Annotated in this window: 14 protein-coding genes; 11 read left to right on the forward strand and 3 right to left on the reverse strand. The window is 46.1% G+C overall.

From position 1 onward, the window contains the following. Positions 1-97 precede the first annotated feature (97 nt). The 8 genes from RH45_RS17225 (at position 98) to cydX (ending at position 6443) form a co-directional block, all read left to right on the forward strand. A complete protein-coding gene (locus RH45_RS17225) occupies positions 98-1042 on the forward strand; it encodes an MBL fold metallo-hydrolase (RefSeq protein WP_008079499.1) in 945 nt (314 codons plus the stop codon). Between the two features lie 2 nt (positions 1043-1044). Next, positions 1045-1359, forward strand: a complete 315-nt coding sequence (locus RH45_RS17230; RefSeq protein WP_008079500.1) for a hypothetical protein — start codon at positions 1045-1047, stop codon at positions 1357-1359. Beyond that, on the forward strand, positions 1347-2213 hold the full coding sequence (locus RH45_RS17235; protein ID WP_008079513.1) for a DUF692 domain-containing protein: 867 nt from the start codon (positions 1347-1349) through the stop codon (positions 2211-2213). The genes RH45_RS17230 and RH45_RS17235 overlap by 13 nt, the downstream gene beginning before the upstream one ends. Then, positions 2206-2952, forward strand: coding sequence for an HvfC/BufC family peptide modification chaperone (locus tag RH45_RS17240; protein WP_008079514.1), 747 nt, complete (start codon positions 2206-2208; stop codon positions 2950-2952). The genes RH45_RS17235 and RH45_RS17240 overlap by 8 nt, the downstream gene beginning before the upstream one ends. Then, positions 2949-3536, forward strand: a complete 588-nt coding sequence (locus tag RH45_RS17245; protein WP_008079515.1) for an HvfX family Cu-binding RiPP maturation protein — start codon at positions 2949-2951, stop codon at positions 3534-3536. The genes RH45_RS17240 and RH45_RS17245 overlap by 4 nt, the downstream gene beginning before the upstream one ends. Positions 3537-3603: 67 nt before the next feature. Further along, positions 3604-5187, forward strand: a complete 1584-nt coding sequence (locus tag RH45_RS17250; RefSeq protein ID WP_008079516.1) for a cytochrome ubiquinol oxidase subunit I — start codon at positions 3604-3606, stop codon at positions 5185-5187. 10 nt (positions 5188-5197) lie between these two features. Continuing rightward, a complete protein-coding gene (gene cydB / locus RH45_RS17255) occupies positions 5198-6334 on the forward strand; it encodes a cytochrome d ubiquinol oxidase subunit II (protein ID WP_008079517.1) in 1137 nt (378 codons plus the stop codon). A gap of 10 nt (positions 6335-6344) precedes the next feature. Next, positions 6345-6443 (forward strand): cytochrome bd-I oxidase subunit CydX, encoded by a 99-nt coding sequence (cydX, locus tag RH45_RS23015; protein WP_071986193.1) that lies wholly within the window; start codon positions 6345-6347, stop codon positions 6441-6443. Positions 6444-6488: 45 nt separating this feature from the next. On the opposite strand, the gene RH45_RS17260 is transcribed toward cydX, so the two are convergent. After that, positions 6489-8081, reverse strand: coding sequence for an ABC-F family ATPase (locus tag RH45_RS17260; RefSeq protein ID WP_008079518.1), 1593 nt, complete (start codon positions 8079-8081; stop codon positions 6489-6491). 225 nt (positions 8082-8306) lie between these two features. Here RH45_RS17260 and RH45_RS17265 point away from each other — a divergent pair, with 225 nt between their 5' ends. Then, a complete protein-coding gene (locus tag RH45_RS17265; protein ID WP_039958863.1) occupies positions 8307-10652 on the forward strand; it encodes an ATP-binding protein in 2346 nt (781 codons plus the stop codon). A gap of 1 nt (position 10653) precedes the next feature. Next, positions 10654-11529 (forward strand): mechanosensitive ion channel family protein, encoded by an 876-nt coding sequence (locus RH45_RS17270; protein WP_008079520.1) that lies wholly within the window; start codon positions 10654-10656, stop codon positions 11527-11529. Positions 11530-11560: 31 nt separating this feature from the next. Here the strand turns inward: RH45_RS17270 and RH45_RS17275 are convergent, their stop codons facing one another. Both RH45_RS17275 and RH45_RS17280 read right to left on the reverse strand, forming a co-directional pair. Next, a complete protein-coding gene (locus RH45_RS17275) occupies positions 11561-13588 on the reverse strand; it encodes a sensor histidine kinase (RefSeq protein ID WP_008079521.1) in 2028 nt (675 codons plus the stop codon). Then, entirely contained in the window at positions 13578-15023 is a 1446-nt protein-coding gene (locus tag RH45_RS17280; protein WP_008079523.1) for a sigma-54-dependent transcriptional regulator, read from the reverse strand. Before RH45_RS17280 ends, RH45_RS17275 begins: the two co-directional genes overlap by 11 nt. 255 nt (positions 15024-15278) lie before the next feature. On the opposite strand from RH45_RS17280, the gene RH45_RS17285 reads away from it, so the two are divergent. Continuing rightward, entirely contained in the window at positions 15279-16097 is an 819-nt protein-coding gene (locus RH45_RS17285) for an ABC transporter substrate-binding protein (RefSeq protein ID WP_039958867.1), read from the forward strand. Positions 16098-16100 lie beyond the last annotated feature (3 nt).

The following is a 16100-nucleotide window of genomic DNA, read 5'->3' on the forward strand; positions in this document are numbered from 1 at the left end:
AAAACAATGAACAGACGGATATTCAGTCGCTAACCCAATACCGAGTTCGAATATTTAACGTCTGCCAAAATCATTAGCTCAACAAGTGGATACAAAGATGAAACATTCATTAAAAGCGATCGTTCTCGCACTTGGCTTAACATTAGGTAGTGCCAGTTGTTACGCGGTCACAGAGACTCCTTTAGACACAGACTTTACATTACAACTCCTTGGATCCGGGGGCCCAATCTCAGACGATTTGCGAGCGTCTTCCGGTGAAATCATCTGGTGGAAAGGCAAATCACGCATTTTGATTGATGCCGGTGGCGGCGTTTATCTCCGCTTTGGTCAAGCCGGTGCAAAACTAGAAGATTTAGACTTTTTCGGCATCACTCACTTTCATACCGATCATGTCAATGATTTACCCGCATTGCTAAAAGGCGGTTACTTCTTTGAACGCAATGACCCTCTTGATATCGCGGGTCCAGAAGCAGGTTCTGCGTTTCCTAGCTTGACAGGCTACATCAAAGCGAATTTTGACCGGGAAACAGGTGCTTTCGCTTACCTCAACGGTTTGTACGATGGAACAGACGGTCTTTTTCCTATCGAGCTTACCGACGTTCCAACTGACAGCGCAGACCCCGTTCTTGTTTACCAGCAAGATGGCTTAACCATCACGGCGATTGGTATTCCTCATGGCGACGTCCCTTGCCTCTCCTACCGAATTGAAAGTGAAGACGGTGTGATCGTGGTTTCAGCTGATCAAAACGGCAGTGACAAACGCTTTATCGATTTCGCCAAAGGTGCAGACATCTTAATGATGCCAATGGCAATCCACGAAGACGCGGATGGCGTTTCTTCATTCATGCATGCCAAACCTTCGGTTATTGGCAAAATTGTTCAGCAAGTCCAACCCAAGATGTTGGTTCTTAATCACTGGATGGGCTTAGGTCTGAAACGTAAGTCCGAGTCAGTGAAAATTATTAAACAGTACTACGACGGTCCAATCCACTCAGGCCGAGATCTTTCTAGCTTTCCTGTAAGCGCTACTAAGGAGTTATAACCATGAACAGTAAACTCGCTCTCTCAATTGCCCTAACATCTGTTGTCACCCTTAATTCAGCGATGGCGTTTGCTGATACACCTCCTGAAACACCAGTAAAAGCAGAAGCTTCTTCACAAAACGGTGGCAAGTGTGCTGCAGGTAAGTGTGGTACGGAAAAACGATTCGAAAAGCGCGAGCTAGACAGTGATCCCCAAGATCGTTTAGTCCGTGCTCGAGATGGAAAATGTGGCATCACAGGCCAAGGAATCAAGCCGACACCCGAGCGCATTAGCGACAAAAATAGAAAAATTACGGAGGGCGTATGCGGTCAATAAACAATACCGCAAAAGGACTTGGCCTTAGAACAGAGCATATAGACCTGCTCGCTCACGTTGATAAGCACCCTGACATCGACTTTCTCGAGCTTGCTCCAGAAAACTGGATGAATATCGGCGGCTTGAAACGCGAGCTATTACAAGAGATATCAAGTAAATACCCGCTAGTTGCACACGGACTGAGCTTGTCCATTGGTGATACGCAGCCGCTTAACACTCAGTTTGTTAAGCAGGTCAGGCATTTCCTTGACGAATTTAATATCGAGATTTACAGCGATCACTTAAGTCAATCTCGAGACAGTCAAGGGTATCTTTACGACCTAATTCCGATTCCGCGTCGAAAAGGTAACATTGGCTATTTATCAGATCGTATCAAGCAGGTTCAAGACATCATTAGCCGACCTCTGGTACTAGAGAATATCTCTTACTATCACGACTTTGGTGATGAGATGCCTGAAGGCGATTTTATGGCCGAAATCGTCGAAACAACACAGTGTGAATTGTTGTTGGACATCAATAACGCATACGTCAACAGCCAGAACCATCAGTTCAACGTGTATGACATGATCAATGCGCTACCGAGTAGTGCGATCCGCTATTACCACATCGCAGGGCATCTCGTCGAAAGTGATCATTACCTCATTGATACTCATGGTGAAGAGGTATGCCGTGAAGTCCTTCAACTTGCTCAGTACACCTTTGGAGTCCATGGGGCTAAGCCCTTACTGCTGGAGCGCGACAACAATGTGCCACCTTTGCTCGCACTAGCAGAAGAACTCAATCACGTTCATAGAAATGTTTTGACCATAGATACGTTAACGAAAGCGACGAATTTGGAGGTGTCCCATGCATGAACCCCCTACAAGCTTAGTACGCGAATGTGAATCCTTGACGACCTTGATTCGATCACCATTCGGCGCGAGTTCACTGTGTCGTTATAGCCAGTTCATACGCAATAACGTGATTAACGTGCTCAACTACTCGTTCCCTATGTTTTGTAAACAGCTGAGTGACGAAGCGTTGAAGCAGTTAGTCGATGATTTTGTTGTCGTCCACTATGCAGCAGAGCCGGAGTTTCATCATATTGCCACTGAGTTTGTTAAGTACATTCAGATCCGCACAACATCCATTTTGTCTGACGGTTCACTCACAAGCGATCTGGTGTCTTTGCTTGAATTTGAATGGTATGCATTTTTCGTCGAGATCGACCCAATGCCCTCGGTGAATAACGAGTATGCATTCTCTGCGATGGCTCAAGATATGACCCGGTTTCGTGTATCGACAAATAAGACAATGAAATTGATTAATGTTCCTTTCATTGTGCACAAAAACTCGGTGACTTTTTTGACCGATAGGCGCTTCCCTGTTTACTACGCCTTGTATCGAGATGAGAAACACGAAGTGGTGTCATTAAAACTGAGAGAGATTGATGTGGCAATAATCCAAATGATCACCTTAAAGAGCCACCAATCCGTTTCCGATATCCAACGACAAGTCGCTCAACAAGTCGCTGGTTTTAACTTTACAGACTGGATTCAACATTTTTCCAAAGTTGGCTTGCTCAGTGTTGAATTAATAGGACAAAAATTATGATTTCTTCAGCCCTCAATTGGTTCGACCGTTGTGTCGATAAAATTAAAAACTACGATTACTTGGTACTACTTGCTATTCGCCTATTTCTGATCCCGGTTATCTATGTCGGTGCACACTCTAAAGTTGTCGGATTTGCCGGCACCGTTGAGTGGTTTGGCGCGCCAGTTGCGGAAGGCGGTTTGAACTTACCCTTCCCAGAGCTACTGGCATTTCTAGCCGCAGCCACTGAAGTCCTTGGCTGTATATGTATTGCCTTAGGATTGTTTACCCGCGTCATGTCCATACCAATGATCTTTATGATGAGCGTCGCCAGCGCAATGGTGCACTGGAAGCACGGTTGGGATGCCATTGCGACAGGCAGTATGGAGTCCACTATTCGTTTGAATGGCTTTATTGAGTGGTTATCTGTGAACTTCCCAGGCAGATACAACTACATCACAGAACTAGGTGACCCGGTAATGCTTAACAACGGAATGGAGTTTGCGGCAACGTATTTCGTCATGCTATTGGTTCTTCTTGTATACGGTGGTGGCCGCTACGTAAGCCTAGACTACTGGCTACGTAAACCGTTTTCGAATAAATAACCTCCCTTAATCCAATCATAAAATCTAAATCTCACCCGCTACTCAAGGGTAGCGGGAAGGAGTCGTTATGTTTACAGATGTCGTTGACTTATCGCGGTTTCAATTTGCCAGCACCGCGCTTTATCACTTTATATTCGTCCCTTTAACCATTGGCTTATCCTTTCTTTTGGCGGTGATGGAATCGCTCTATGTAGTAACGGGTAAAACCATCTACAAAGATATGACCAAGTTTTGGGGCAAATTGTTTGGTATTAACTTTGCCGTCGGTGTCGCCACCGGTTTGACCATGGAGTTCCAGTTTGGCACTAACTGGTCCTATTATTCGCACTACGTGGGGGATATTTTTGGTGCACCGCTCGCGATCGAAGCGCTGATTGCCTTCTTCTTGGAATCAACCCTCGTTGGTATGTTTTTCTTTGGCTGGGATCGATTGTCGAGGAAGCAACACTTAACCGTAACTTGGTTAACCGCTTTAGGCTCTAACTTTTCAGGCCTTTGGATCTTAATGGCCAACGGATGGATGCAAAACCCAGTAGGTGCAGAGTTCAACTTTGAAACCATGCGAATGGAAATGACCGACTTTATCGAAGTGGTTTTCAATCCGGTAACACAAGTTAAGTTTGTTCACACAGTGGCAGCAGGTTATACCGCAGGTGCACTGTTTGTGATGGGGATTAGCGCGTACTACATGCTCAAGGGGAGAGATCTCGGTTTTGCACGTCGCTCATTTGCGATTGCTAGCGCGTTTGGTTTTGCTGCAATTCTTTCAACTTTGGCTCTCGGTGACGAATCTGGTTACGAGTTAGGGGATGTACAGCAGGTCAAACTCGCGGCAATTGAAGCGGAATGGCACACAGAAGAAGCGCCTGCCTCTTTCACTCTGTTCGGATTTCCTAACCAAGAAACTATGGAAACCGACTATGCAATTAAGATCCCCTACCTCATGGGCATCATTGCAACACGATCACTAGATGAAGAAGTGACAGGGTTGCGCGACTTGCAAGCGCAAAACGAACAGCGTATACGCAGCGGTATGATTGCCTATGGTTTGCTCGAGAAGCTACGCAGTGGTGACAAAACCCCGGACAACATTGCGCAGTTTGAACAAGTTAAATCAGATTTAGGCTACGGTCTGTTACTTAAGAAGTACACCGACACTGTGGTTGACGCGACAGATGAGCAGATCCATCAAGCTGCCCAAGACTCTATACCTCAAGTTGCACCACTATTTTGGAGCTTCCGAGTCATGGTCGCGAGCGGAATTATGATCTTCTTAGTGGTCGGTATGTCTCTGTTGCAAGTGTGCAGAAAGAAAATCGATGCGAAACCTTGGTTACTTAAAGCGTGTCTTTTCTCTATTCCACTGCCTTGGATTGCAATCGAGTCGGGTTGGTTCGTTGCTGAATATGGCCGTCAGCCTTGGGCTGTGGGGGAAGTACTGCCCGTAAACATGGCCGCTTCTGACTTACCGGCTAGCAGTATTTGGTTATCGCTAGCACTGGTCTACCTACTCTACACCGCGTTCTTGTGTATAGAAATGTTCTTAATGGTTCGATTCGCAAAACTTGGCCCAAGTGCATTAAAAACCGGTCGTTACCATCATGAGAAAAACCAAGAAAAAACGCTCGATCAACTGGTTGAGATAAAATAAGGACAAAGCTATGTTTGATTACGAAAGCTTACGTTTAATCGCCTGGAGCGTTGTTGGGTTACTATTAATTGGCTTTGCTATTACCGATGGCTTTGACCTTGGCGTAGCTGCATTGCTCCCAGTGCTAGGTAAAACCAACACCGACCGTCGTATTATGATCAATGCTATAGCGCCGCATTGGGATGGTAACCAAGTTTGGCTTATCACAGCAGGTGGCGCTATTTTTGCGATTTGGCCAACGGTTTACGGTGTAACCTTCTCTGGCTTTTACCTTGCAATGGTGCTCGCTTTAGCGGCGCTTTGGCTACGCCCGATTGGTATGGACTATCGCGCTAAGATAGACAACCCGAAATGGCGCAATGCTTGCGACTGCGCACTTGTCGTCAGCGGTATCATTCCACCAGTTATCTTCGGTGTGGGTTTTGGCAACCTACTGCTAGGCGTGCCTTTTGAATTTAACTCAATGTTGGCAATGTCTTATCAAGGCGGATTCTGGGATTTATTGACCCCATTCCCTTTACTTTGTGGTGTGATTAGCTTGATGATGATGATCACTCAAGGCGCAAGTTTCTTAGCGATAAAAACAACGGGTGAGTTACAGAGGAATGCTCGTCAAGCCGCGTGTCTTGGCGCTTACGCGACAATGGCTTTGTTTGCTGCCGCGGGTATTTACGCTATATCACTGCCCGGTTATCTAATTGACGACCAGATCGCGACACAACTCGCGTCCAACCCACTCACGAAACATGTCAGTGTTGTGGGCTCAGACTTGTTACATAACTATAAGAACTGGCCCGTTCTCTGGTTAGCCCCGGCTATGGCTGGCGCTATGCTCCTAGTCACTGCAGCGTTCACCCGTATGCAATGTGCAGGTAAAGCGTTCGCTTGCTCCAGTGTAGCTTTGGCTTGCATCATACTAACGGCTGGTATCGCGCTGTTCCCAATGATTGTTCCATCAAGCTTAAATCCGAACCATAGCTTAACGATCTGGGATGCGTCTTCCAGCCAGTTCACGTTGAGCATCGTATTGCTAGTTGCGCTTGTTATGGTCCCTATCATTCTTGGTTACACCGCTTGGTGTTACTACAAAATGTTTGGCAAGGTTGACCAAGCGTTCATTAAAGCCAATGACACTTCACTCTATTAGGAGATCGCTAATGTGGTATTTATGTTGGGTGCAGGGCATACTGCTAGCCTGCTCTTTCGGTATTGTATGCGCGCTGTATTTAGAGAATAACGCACCGCTTGATGAATAAAAAAACGCCTCCCATTGGGAGGCGTTTTTCTGTACTTAAGAGCGATTAACCTGAAATGCCACGCGCTTTCAAGAATTCCGCATAAGTTCCACGGAAGTCAGTAATCTTATTGTCTTTGATTTCGATAATACGTGTTGCCAAAGAGTCTACGAATACACGGTCATGAGAGACGAAGAACAAAGTTCCTTTGTACTGTTCCAGCGCGGTGTTCAACGACTCGATCGATTCCATATCCATGTGGTTGGTCGGCTCATCCATCAGCAACATGTTCGGCTTGTGCATCATGATCTTGCCAAGCAGCATACGGCCTTGTTCACCACCAGACAGTACTTTAACCGACTTCTTGATATCATCTTGAGAGAAAAGCATACGGCCAAGGAAGCTACGTACGACTTGCTCATCGTCACCCTCTTGGCGCCATTGTCCCATCCAATCCATCAAGTTGTCGTCTTTCTCGAATTCATGAGCATGGTCTTGAGCGTAGTAACCGATGTTCGAGTTTTCAGACCACTTGAACTCACCTGTGCGCGGTTCAAGCGCACCTGCTAATGTGTTTAACAGCGTTGTTTTACCCACACCGTTTTCACCGATGATTGCGACGCGCTCACCGACTTCGAAAATAGCATTAAAGTCGCTAAACAGGTCTTCTTCAAAACCTTGGCTTAGATTTTCAACAATAAGCGCATTACGGAAAAGCTCTTTCGACTGTTCAAAGCGGATAAACGGGTTCTGGCGGCTTGATGCTTTCACTTCTTCAAGTTGGATCTTATCGATCTGTTTTGCACGAGAGGTCGCTTGCTTAGCTTTAGAAGCGTTAGCAGAGAAGCGTGCAACGAAGGTTTGCAGTTCAGCAATTTGCGCTTTTTTCTTCGCATTGTCCGAAAGAAGACGCTCGCGAGCTTGAGATGCCGCGGTCATGTACTCGTCGTAGTTACCCGGGTAAACGCGCAGCTCACCGTAATCTAAGTCTGCCATGTGGGTGCACACAGAGTTCAGGAAGTGACGGTCGTGCGAGATAATGATCATGGTACAGTTACGCTGGTTTAGCGTTTCTTCCAACCAACGAATCGTATCCATGTCCAAGTTGTTGGTTGGTTCGTCGAGCAGCATAATATGCGGGTCAGCAAACAGGACTTGTGCCAATAGCACACGCAGTTTCCAACCAGGAGCGACTTCACTCATTAGGCCATAGTGTTGCTCTTCAGGAATACCTACCGCCAACAGAAGTTCGCCTGCTTTAGCGTCTGCCATGTAACCATCCATTTCAGCGAACTGAACTTCAAGGTCGGCAACCAACATACCTTCTTCTTCGCTCATTTCAGGCAAAGAATAGATACGGTCACGCTCTTTTTTAACTTCCCACAACTCTTTATAGCCCATGATAACCGTATCGATAACCGTGAACTCTTCGTAGGCAAACTGATCCTGATTTAGTTTAGCGACGCGCTCATTTGGGTCGTAACTCACGTTACCGCCCGTTGGCTCAAGTTCGCCACTCAAGATCTTCATAAAGGTCGACTTACCACATCCATTCGCACCAATCAGACCGTAGCGGTTACCTTCACCGAATTTTACCGAAATATTCTCAAACAGCGGTTTAGCACCAAATTGCTGCGTTATGTTGTTAGTGGATATCACTGTGTCTACCTTTATTTTGTCAAAAACCGCGCCACACTACTGGTAACGGCTTATAACTTCAAGTGTTGTTTTAACATTGAACCATATCCGATTCATGACATGGTTATGACACTTGGCGCAAAGTTAAGAATATAGTTCACCGCCTAAATTTTCGCGGCATGTGGCTCGCGTTCACGTTTAAAACAACTAAACTAACTCTAACCTCATAAGTTATAAGAGATTTTTATGCATTTTCTTTTGCGATCAATATGCATTGTTTGCCTTATGATTGCTCCACCTTCATGGGCGAATTGGCAGTATGACTTCCAGGCGATTCCTAGTGTCGATCAAGTCACTGCCGATATAGAGCAAGAAATTTCCCACATCCCAGAACCTCTGTTTATGACGGAGCAAGATAAGCACAAGGTAAACCAACTGCTTAGCGCGGTGCTTAAGGAGCAAAAGCACCAAGTTGCCTTGTTTCGTGACCATCTGCATGCATACCGAAAAGGTGGGGACGACAAGGTTTGGTTTGAGACAGAATCAAGCTATTTAACCTTAACCAGTTTGGGCCGCAGCAAAGAGCGTCTGCTTGAGCTCACCGACGCGGTGAATCGCGACAAGCTGACCGGTTTTGGTCCATTTGGTGTGACTCAGTTTAAGCAAGAGTGGCAACAAACTCAGCTTAACATTGAGTATTTGGTCTTTTTCCAACTACGCAGCTTTAAGTCTTTGCTAGAGCAAGTCCTTATTTCGCCGATCCCAGTTATCTGGGCAGGGTTAAAAGTTCTGTTCATCTATTTCGGCTTAGTTTGGTGGCTGGCAAACAGCAAACGCTTAATCACGTTGTTCAAAGAAACCCAACTAGAGAATAAAGCCAAGCCAGCTCTTTGGGTACGACTGATTTGGTATTTCAGCCGCGCAAATCGTGCGATTGCCTGGTTAATCGCGATTACACTTTCACTCCGGGTATTATCTACAATTCCGAGTTTGCAGCACCTGATCTTTCTCGAGATTTTTACTTGGTGGGTATTGGGTGGCTCGATTGCAATCAGCTTTATTCTTGAGTTTGCCTATCGCAACAGCCGCACATCAAATCAAGAGGTGATTGCATTACGCTTGTCGACGATACGCCGCTACGTATGGAGCGCGATTGTCGCTGGTGTAATTTTGCAGATTTCGATGCGCACCTTAGGCAAAGGTACCATCTACTACTGGATATACAGCGCACTCTACGCTTGGTTTGTCCTCGTGACGATTTCGGTTTTACGTTTATGGCGCGGCAAGGTGTTCGAGATCATTGCCCACCACTCTGAGCATCCGGTGTGGGTGAATTGGGCGATAAGCCGTAAGAACTCTTTCTTACTCAATATCCCAGCAACGGCGATAGCCATGGTGTGGTTAACCATACATAACTTCAAACATCGTTTGGTTGCTGCGCTATCGAACTACAGCTTCTTCAGTCAGGCACTGGCGTACTTGTTCCGTATTGAAGTCGCCAAACAAACGGGTAACAACAAAGACCAAGCAAGCCTTGTGCGCGTGAAAGGTAACGAGACATTTGAGTATGTCACTCCGGGTAGTCCAAACAGTGAGTTGATCGAGTACGCACAAGACGAAATCTCGCAGCTGTCGAAGTATTTGATGACTGACAGCCCCGCAATCTGCGTGGTGTCTGGAGAACGTGGTGCTGGTACCACCACCCTATTACGCAGCTTGCTAAGTAAGGTAAAAAATGCTGAGCCTGTGTATTTAAGTTGTCCTCTTTCTGGTTACAGTGAGTTACTTGCGCATTTCGCTGTGAGCTTAGGGTTAGATGAAGAAGCGACAGAAATTCAGATCCTTGCCCACTTGCGTAAAAGTGACACTACGTACCTTATCGCCGTAGATAACGCACAAAGACTTGTTAAGCCTATGGTCGGTGGTCTCTCAGATCTGATTCGTTTAACCAACCTTCTGCGTCGTTCGAAGAAAAATCATCGCGTTGTTATCGCCATTGAAAAAGCGAGCTGGCGCTTTGTCGATAGAGCGCGTGGTGAACGTCTGTTGTTTGACTTGGTCTGCTTCCTACCTCGCTGGACGGAAAAACAAATTCATCAATTACTCGATACTCGCATCAATCAGCGCGAGCAGAAACCGGTCTCGTTTGAGGGCTTGGTTGTACCAAAACAATGGGATCAGGAAGAGATCACCGAAGAAGAGCGAGCAAAGCAAGGTTTTTACCGCATCCTTTGGCACTACTCAGATGGCAACCCAACGGTCGCACTGCGCTTTTTCCGTCTCTCCTTACAGCGCAATAAAACCAATGACCAAGTGTACATTCGTCTATTCCGCGTGCCGGAGTCACAAGAATTGGAGAAGATGCCTAAACCTATGCTCGCGGTATTACGCTCGATTGTTCAGTTGGAGATCGCCTCCCCTGAAATTCTATCGGAGTGTACTCAATTGAGTATTGCCGAAATCACCGGAACCTTACGCTATTTCCAAAGCCGTGGTTACATTGAGTGGGTGGAAGACAAAGCGCGCGTTTCTGATCACTGGTTCCGACACATAACGAATGTGCTCGATCGTCAGCATTTATTGGTGAAGTAGTATGAAAAAATTTCTCTTAGTTATCGCTGCGCTGCTGGCAAGCCCCGTATTCGCGAGTGAAGAAGTCGCGAGTGTAGAGAACATCGGCCAAATAGCCAGCCTTATTCGCTGGAGCGGTGTGTTCTTCTCGTTACTCGTGATAGCAGCAACCTGGTTACTGTTAAAGTTCATTAACTCTTTAGTCTCGAGTATCGGTAGCCAATTTGCTCAGTACCGAATGTTACTGCAAAAGCTTCAATCCTTTATGCAGTTCTTCATCTACATGAGTGCGGGTATTTTAGTGTTTATGATGAGCTTCCGTATCAATGACCAAATTCTCGCATTGATCGGAGGTACCTTAGCCGTATCGGTTGGTTTTGCACTTAAAGACCTTGCAGCTTCGTTTATCGCAGGTATGACAGTCATGGTCGACAGGCCTTTTCAGGTTGGTGACCGCGTTACTTTTGAAGGTAACTATGGTGATATCATTGCCATCGGTTTGCGCTCTGTACGGATGAGAACCCTAAACGACGACATCATCACCATTCCAAACAACAAATTTCTCAACGAAGTCACCGTGAGCGGCAACTATGGCGCGCTCGACATGCAGGTTGTAATCCCGTTCTACGTTGGGTTAGATGAAGACATTACTCTCGCGAGAGACTTGATTCAGGAAGCTGCCTCATCGAGTCGTTACATACACTTGCCAAAACCAGTGACTGTTCTCGTGAAACAAACCATCACAGATAACTACTTAGCGATTCAGCTCACGTGTAAAGCTTACGTCGTCGATACCGCATACGAAAAACTGTTTGAAACTGACATTACGTTGCGTGTAATGAAAGAGTTTAGAAAGCACGGTATTCGACCACCGAAAATTGCGGTGAATGCCGGATAATGAAATGGCGGAGTTAACCACTCCGCCATTTTTATAGGTTGGTAATTTTGAAATCCGTCTCTGCCCTCATTGGCAAGTAGAGACTAAACACACTTCCCTCTCCCCACTGCGACTCCACTTTCAGCTCCCCGCCTGTTTGACTAAGAATACTCTGAGACACCGACAAGCCCAATCCAGTACCTTCGCGTTTAGTGGTATAGAAAGGAGAAAATATGCGTTTCAAGTTCTCTGGTTTGATCCCACATCCCTGATCTTCAACATGAATGATCGCACCAATACATTCAGAGCCTTCTCGCCAGTCTTCACTGCTGATGGTTAGCGTTCCTACCCCTTTCATGGCGTGAATACCGTTCATCTGCAAGTTAACAAGGATTTGCAGCAGTTGATGGCGGTTTACTTCTACTGAGGCTTTAGCCTGTAAATCGGTCACAAAATTAATATCGCGTTTCTTGCTGCCCGTTTTCACTAAGGTGATGCTTTCCTCAATCACGGGATTAACGTGCTGCCAAGTGATCTCATCTTGGACGCCTCCCTGCCGACTGTACTGAAGTAAGCTGCGGGTAATGTTGCGAATGCGGTCAATCTGCGCGTGGATCGCTTCTATTTCCTCTTGCACTCGCTGTGCGTCTTCACCAAGCTCAAATTGCATCAGCTCAACATTCCCTAGAATGACCGCAGTCGGATTATTGATCTCATGCGCAATGCCAGCGGTTAATTCACCTAATGCCGCCAGTTTTTCATTAATAATTAATTTGTCGCGCGTTTGATTGAGCAATTGAATATGCAGTTCGAGCTCTTCTGTTTTTTCAAGCAGACTTGCCGTTCTCTGTTTAACTTTGCCTTCCAGCTTAATCGCCGCGTCTCTCAGTTCATTTTTCTGCTGCTTGAGCAAATCCAGCATATTGTCGAACTGGCGAGCAAGTTGAGCCAATTCATGGTTTTCATCTAAGCCTAATGGGCCAATACGCGTTTCCTTACCAATTTGAATCATCTTAACCACACGGTGAATATGCTCAATCGGATTGAACAAATCACGCGAGCCTCGATACACCATCAATCCGGACACAAGTAACAAGACCAGGGTCGTCACCGAGATCTCTGCAATGTTCGTCATGTACGCTTGGACAAATGGCCACAATAAATATCCGGTATAAAGCATACCAATTACATTGTCGTACTGGTCGCGAATCGGCTGGTAGGCAGTAATGTACCAAGCGTCATACACAAACGCTCGATTGACCCACTCTTCTCCGCGATGCAACACCGCTCTGTTTACTTCTGCCGATACTCGAGTGCCAATTGCGCGCCCCACACGATCATTGCTGTCTAGCGGAACGTTGGTACTGACGCGTAAGTCATCAAGGAATACGGTTAAGGTGCCAACAGGGCGTAAGCTGTCTTCTTTGGAGGGATAGATCAAGTCGCGGATTTGGTCGACCAAGACGGTACTATTGTTTAGCAGCAAGCCACCATCAAGAAAACCGATAATGTCGTTGCTGTTGTTATAGATGGTGATGACAGTGCGACTCACTAACCCCCGTTGCTCCAACCTTTGGCTATTCAAGATCGGAATTTGGGCGCGCTTAACCAACTCATCGTCAAGATCATCCAACTCTTGAGCATTGAGCACATCGAAAAAAGACTCTTTACGAGTTAAATCTAGGTAGCGAAATTTCTGCTCTATGGTATCAACCCGATGAAAGCGTAAAAAATCGAGGTTGTAGCGTTTTTTCTGCTGCGAAACCCAAGAACTGAAATCCTCGAAATCATGCAAATGATTGATGCGATGGACAAAGTCATAAGATTCCGAAAAGGATTTTACATGGTTAGCTTGTTTCTCTTGAATGAGCTCGATGCTGTTTTGTGCTACGCCCAGTCGCTCAGAAACGTCGAGTAACGCACTTTGCCAAGTGTAGTGAATAGACCAATAGATGGTAATACCGATCAAGGCCATCAAGGTCAGAAAGATCGGGGCGGAAGTTAAGATCATTAAGCGATATCGAACCATGGTTTTGAATCGATATCGCCATTTGGTCCATAGACTGCCGTTACTCGGCATAATTGGACTCCTCACAATCCCACTCTTTGTATTTCCGCTCTAACGTTTTCCTTGCTACACCGAGTTCTCTCGCCGCAGCAGATTTATTACCGTCGTAATAGTCTACAAGCTGTTGAATGTGAGCCTTCTCGACTTCTTTAAGTGTCCAGCTGTTAGGGTAACCTTGACTTTCTCGCCCTTGCGGAAGATCGATCATCTCACTGCCACTCGATACGGTCACAGACACATTTTGCTGTGGAGGCACACCATTAATTTCACGCCAGTAATGCGCAGGTGGCTTAGCTAACAAAATACAGCGCTCAATGAGGTTTTTCAGCTCACGGATATTACCCGGCCAGTCGTAATCATTCATTGCAATGATGTCTTCATGCGCCCATTTTGGATCGGGCATACCAAGCTCTGCAGACAGCATTCGAGTAAAGAAAGGCACCAACTCTATCAAGTCCGCTTTACGCTCACGCAAAGGGGCGACGTCGATTTTTAGTACATTCAAACGGTAAAACAAATCTTGACGAAAATTACCTTTGCTGACCTCTTCTTGCAGATTACGGTTGGTCGCTGCGACAACACGAACATCAATACTGATTTCTTTCTCACTACCAACTGGGCGGATTGTACGTTGCTCAAGTACACGCAAAAGCGCCGATTGCATCGCCAGTGGCATTTCCCCTATCTCATCTAAGAATAAAGTCCCGCCACTTGCGACCCGAAACAGACCCTCACGATTTTTCTTAGCCCCTGTAAACGCCCCCGACGTGTGACCGAACAGTTCACTCTCTAATAGCTCTGGAGCGATGGCGCCGCAGTTAATCGGAACAAATGGGCCGCTTCTTTGACTTGCTTCGTGAACCCCACGCGCCACGAGTTCTTTGCCCGTACCCGATTCGCCTTCAATCAGAACCGAGGCTCTTGATGGCGCAAATTGGGTGATGAGTTGCTTAAGCTGTTTGGTACGCTCAGAGCCGCCAACAATTTCAGTTTTTATCTGTCGTTTAAAATCATGGCTTAGCGCGTATTGCATGCGCTCATTGAGGCGTTTATCCATACAACGCTGAACCGCTTGCAGCATCTGCTCTAAGTTAAACGGTTTCAAAATAAAATCTGAGGCGCCAAGTTTCAGCGCCGAAATCGCCGTTTCTAAATCCGCATAGCCCGTCATAAAAATGATGTCGGCCTTGCGGTCTTCGTCGGTAAAGGCTTCTTCCCATTCAATCCCCGAGCGACCCGGTAAGTTGATGTCGAGAATGATCAAATCATAATGATTGGTTACGCGAAGCGTTTCAGCATCTTCAATGCTACCCGCGGTATCAACGCGCGAAAACCATTTACTAAGCGCTTTATTTAAAATGGCTTGCATGCCAACTTCATCATCGACGACAAGCACGGAAAAAGCTTGATATTGTGATGCTTTTTTAGGATCGAACGTTGGAGACATATTGACTCATATTATGGTTTGGCGATTGGGACAGAGTGTACCAAGAAAATCTATCGGCGGATAAACTAATGTGCGACATTTTGTCTCATATCAAATTATCGTTGTATAAGTCATTGAAATTTAGGTTGAAAGCAATCACGAATTATTGGCATCAAGCTTGCTATATATGCGTGTCTATTTATAAAGATTCTTGCATCGAATTGTCCTATGAAGGCAAACATGCAAGCCACCACTATGGAATGGAACGATAATAAAATGAAAGCACTTACTTTTACTTTAGCAACAGCGTCATTAGCCCTCGTGAGTTACTCAGCTTCATCAGCAGATGAACAACCACATATCCGTCTGGCCACCACCACCAGTACTTACCATTCAGGCTTACTCGACTACTTACTCCCTCAATTTGAGAAAGATACTGGCTACAAAGTTGATGTCATCGCCGCGGGAACCGGTAAATCTCTAAAAATGGGAGAAAACGGCGATGTTGATTTGGTGATGACCCACGCGCCAAAAGCTGAAGCGAACTTCGTAGAGAAAGGCTACGGCGTGTTGCCACGCAAGTTAATGTACAACGATTTTGTCATTGTCGGCCCGCACAAAGATCCTGCCGAAATCACTCAGTCACAAGACGTTGCTCAAGTATTCAAAAAAATCGCCAATATGAACGCGACCTTTATCTCTCGTGGTGACGACTCTGGAACGCATAAGAAAGAGAAAGGCATTTGGGAGCAAAGCAAGATCGAACCAAACTTTGGCGGCTATCGCAGTGTCGGTCAAGGTATGGGGCCAACGCTTAATATGGCGAACGAGATGCAAGGCTATACGATGACCGACCGCGGCACCTGGTTAGCTTATAACAACAAGTTGGATCTCGAGATTCTATTCCAAGGTGATAAAAAGCTATTTAACCCTTACCAAGTTATCTTGGTTAACCCAGAGCGTTATCCAACCATTAACTATCAAGGCGCTAAGGTGTTCAGCGATTGGTTGGTAAACCCTAAAGGTCAGCAGTTGATCAATGAGTTCAAACTCAGCGGTAAACAATTGTTTGTGGCCAATGCGAACGAGAAATAAGCC

Origin of the sequence: Vibrio sinaloensis DSM 21326 (assembly GCF_000189275.1) — a bacterium.
GTDB classification, from domain to species: domain Bacteria; phylum Pseudomonadota; class Gammaproteobacteria; order Enterobacterales; family Vibrionaceae; genus Vibrio; species Vibrio sinaloensis.

Coding starts and splice junctions, on each gene's coding strand:
- RH45_RS17225 (WP_008079499.1), top strand. CDS start 98: ATGAAACATTCATTAAAAGCGATCGTTCTCGCACTTGGCTTAACATTA.
- RH45_RS17230 (WP_008079500.1), top strand. CDS start 1,045: ATGAACAGTAAACTCGCTCTCTCAATTGCCCTAACATCTGTTGTCACC.
- RH45_RS17235 (WP_008079513.1), top strand. CDS start 1,347: ATGCGGTCAATAAACAATACCGCAAAAGGACTTGGCCTTAGAACAGAG.
- RH45_RS17240 (WP_008079514.1), top strand. CDS start 2,206: ATGCATGAACCCCCTACAAGCTTAGTACGCGAATGTGAATCCTTGACG.
- RH45_RS17245 (WP_008079515.1), top strand. CDS start 2,949: ATGATTTCTTCAGCCCTCAATTGGTTCGACCGTTGTGTCGATAAAATT.
- RH45_RS17250 (WP_008079516.1), top strand. CDS start 3,604: ATGTTTACAGATGTCGTTGACTTATCGCGGTTTCAATTTGCCAGCACC.
- cydB (WP_008079517.1), top strand. CDS start 5,198: ATGTTTGATTACGAAAGCTTACGTTTAATCGCCTGGAGCGTTGTTGGG.
- cydX (WP_071986193.1), top strand. CDS start 6,345: ATGTGGTATTTATGTTGGGTGCAGGGCATACTGCTAGCCTGCTCTTTC.
- RH45_RS17265 (WP_039958863.1), top strand. CDS start 8,307: ATGCATTTTCTTTTGCGATCAATATGCATTGTTTGCCTTATGATTGCT.
- RH45_RS17270 (WP_008079520.1), top strand. CDS start 10,654: ATGAAAAAATTTCTCTTAGTTATCGCTGCGCTGCTGGCAAGCCCCGTA.
- RH45_RS17275 (WP_008079521.1), bottom strand. CDS start 13,588: ATGCCGAGTAACGGCAGTCTATGGACCAAATGGCGATATCGATTCAAA.
- RH45_RS17280 (WP_008079523.1), bottom strand. CDS start 15,023: ATGTCTCCAACGTTCGATCCTAAAAAAGCATCACAATATCAAGCTTTT.
- RH45_RS17285 (WP_039958867.1), top strand. CDS start 15,279: ATGAAAGCACTTACTTTTACTTTAGCAACAGCGTCATTAGCCCTCGTG.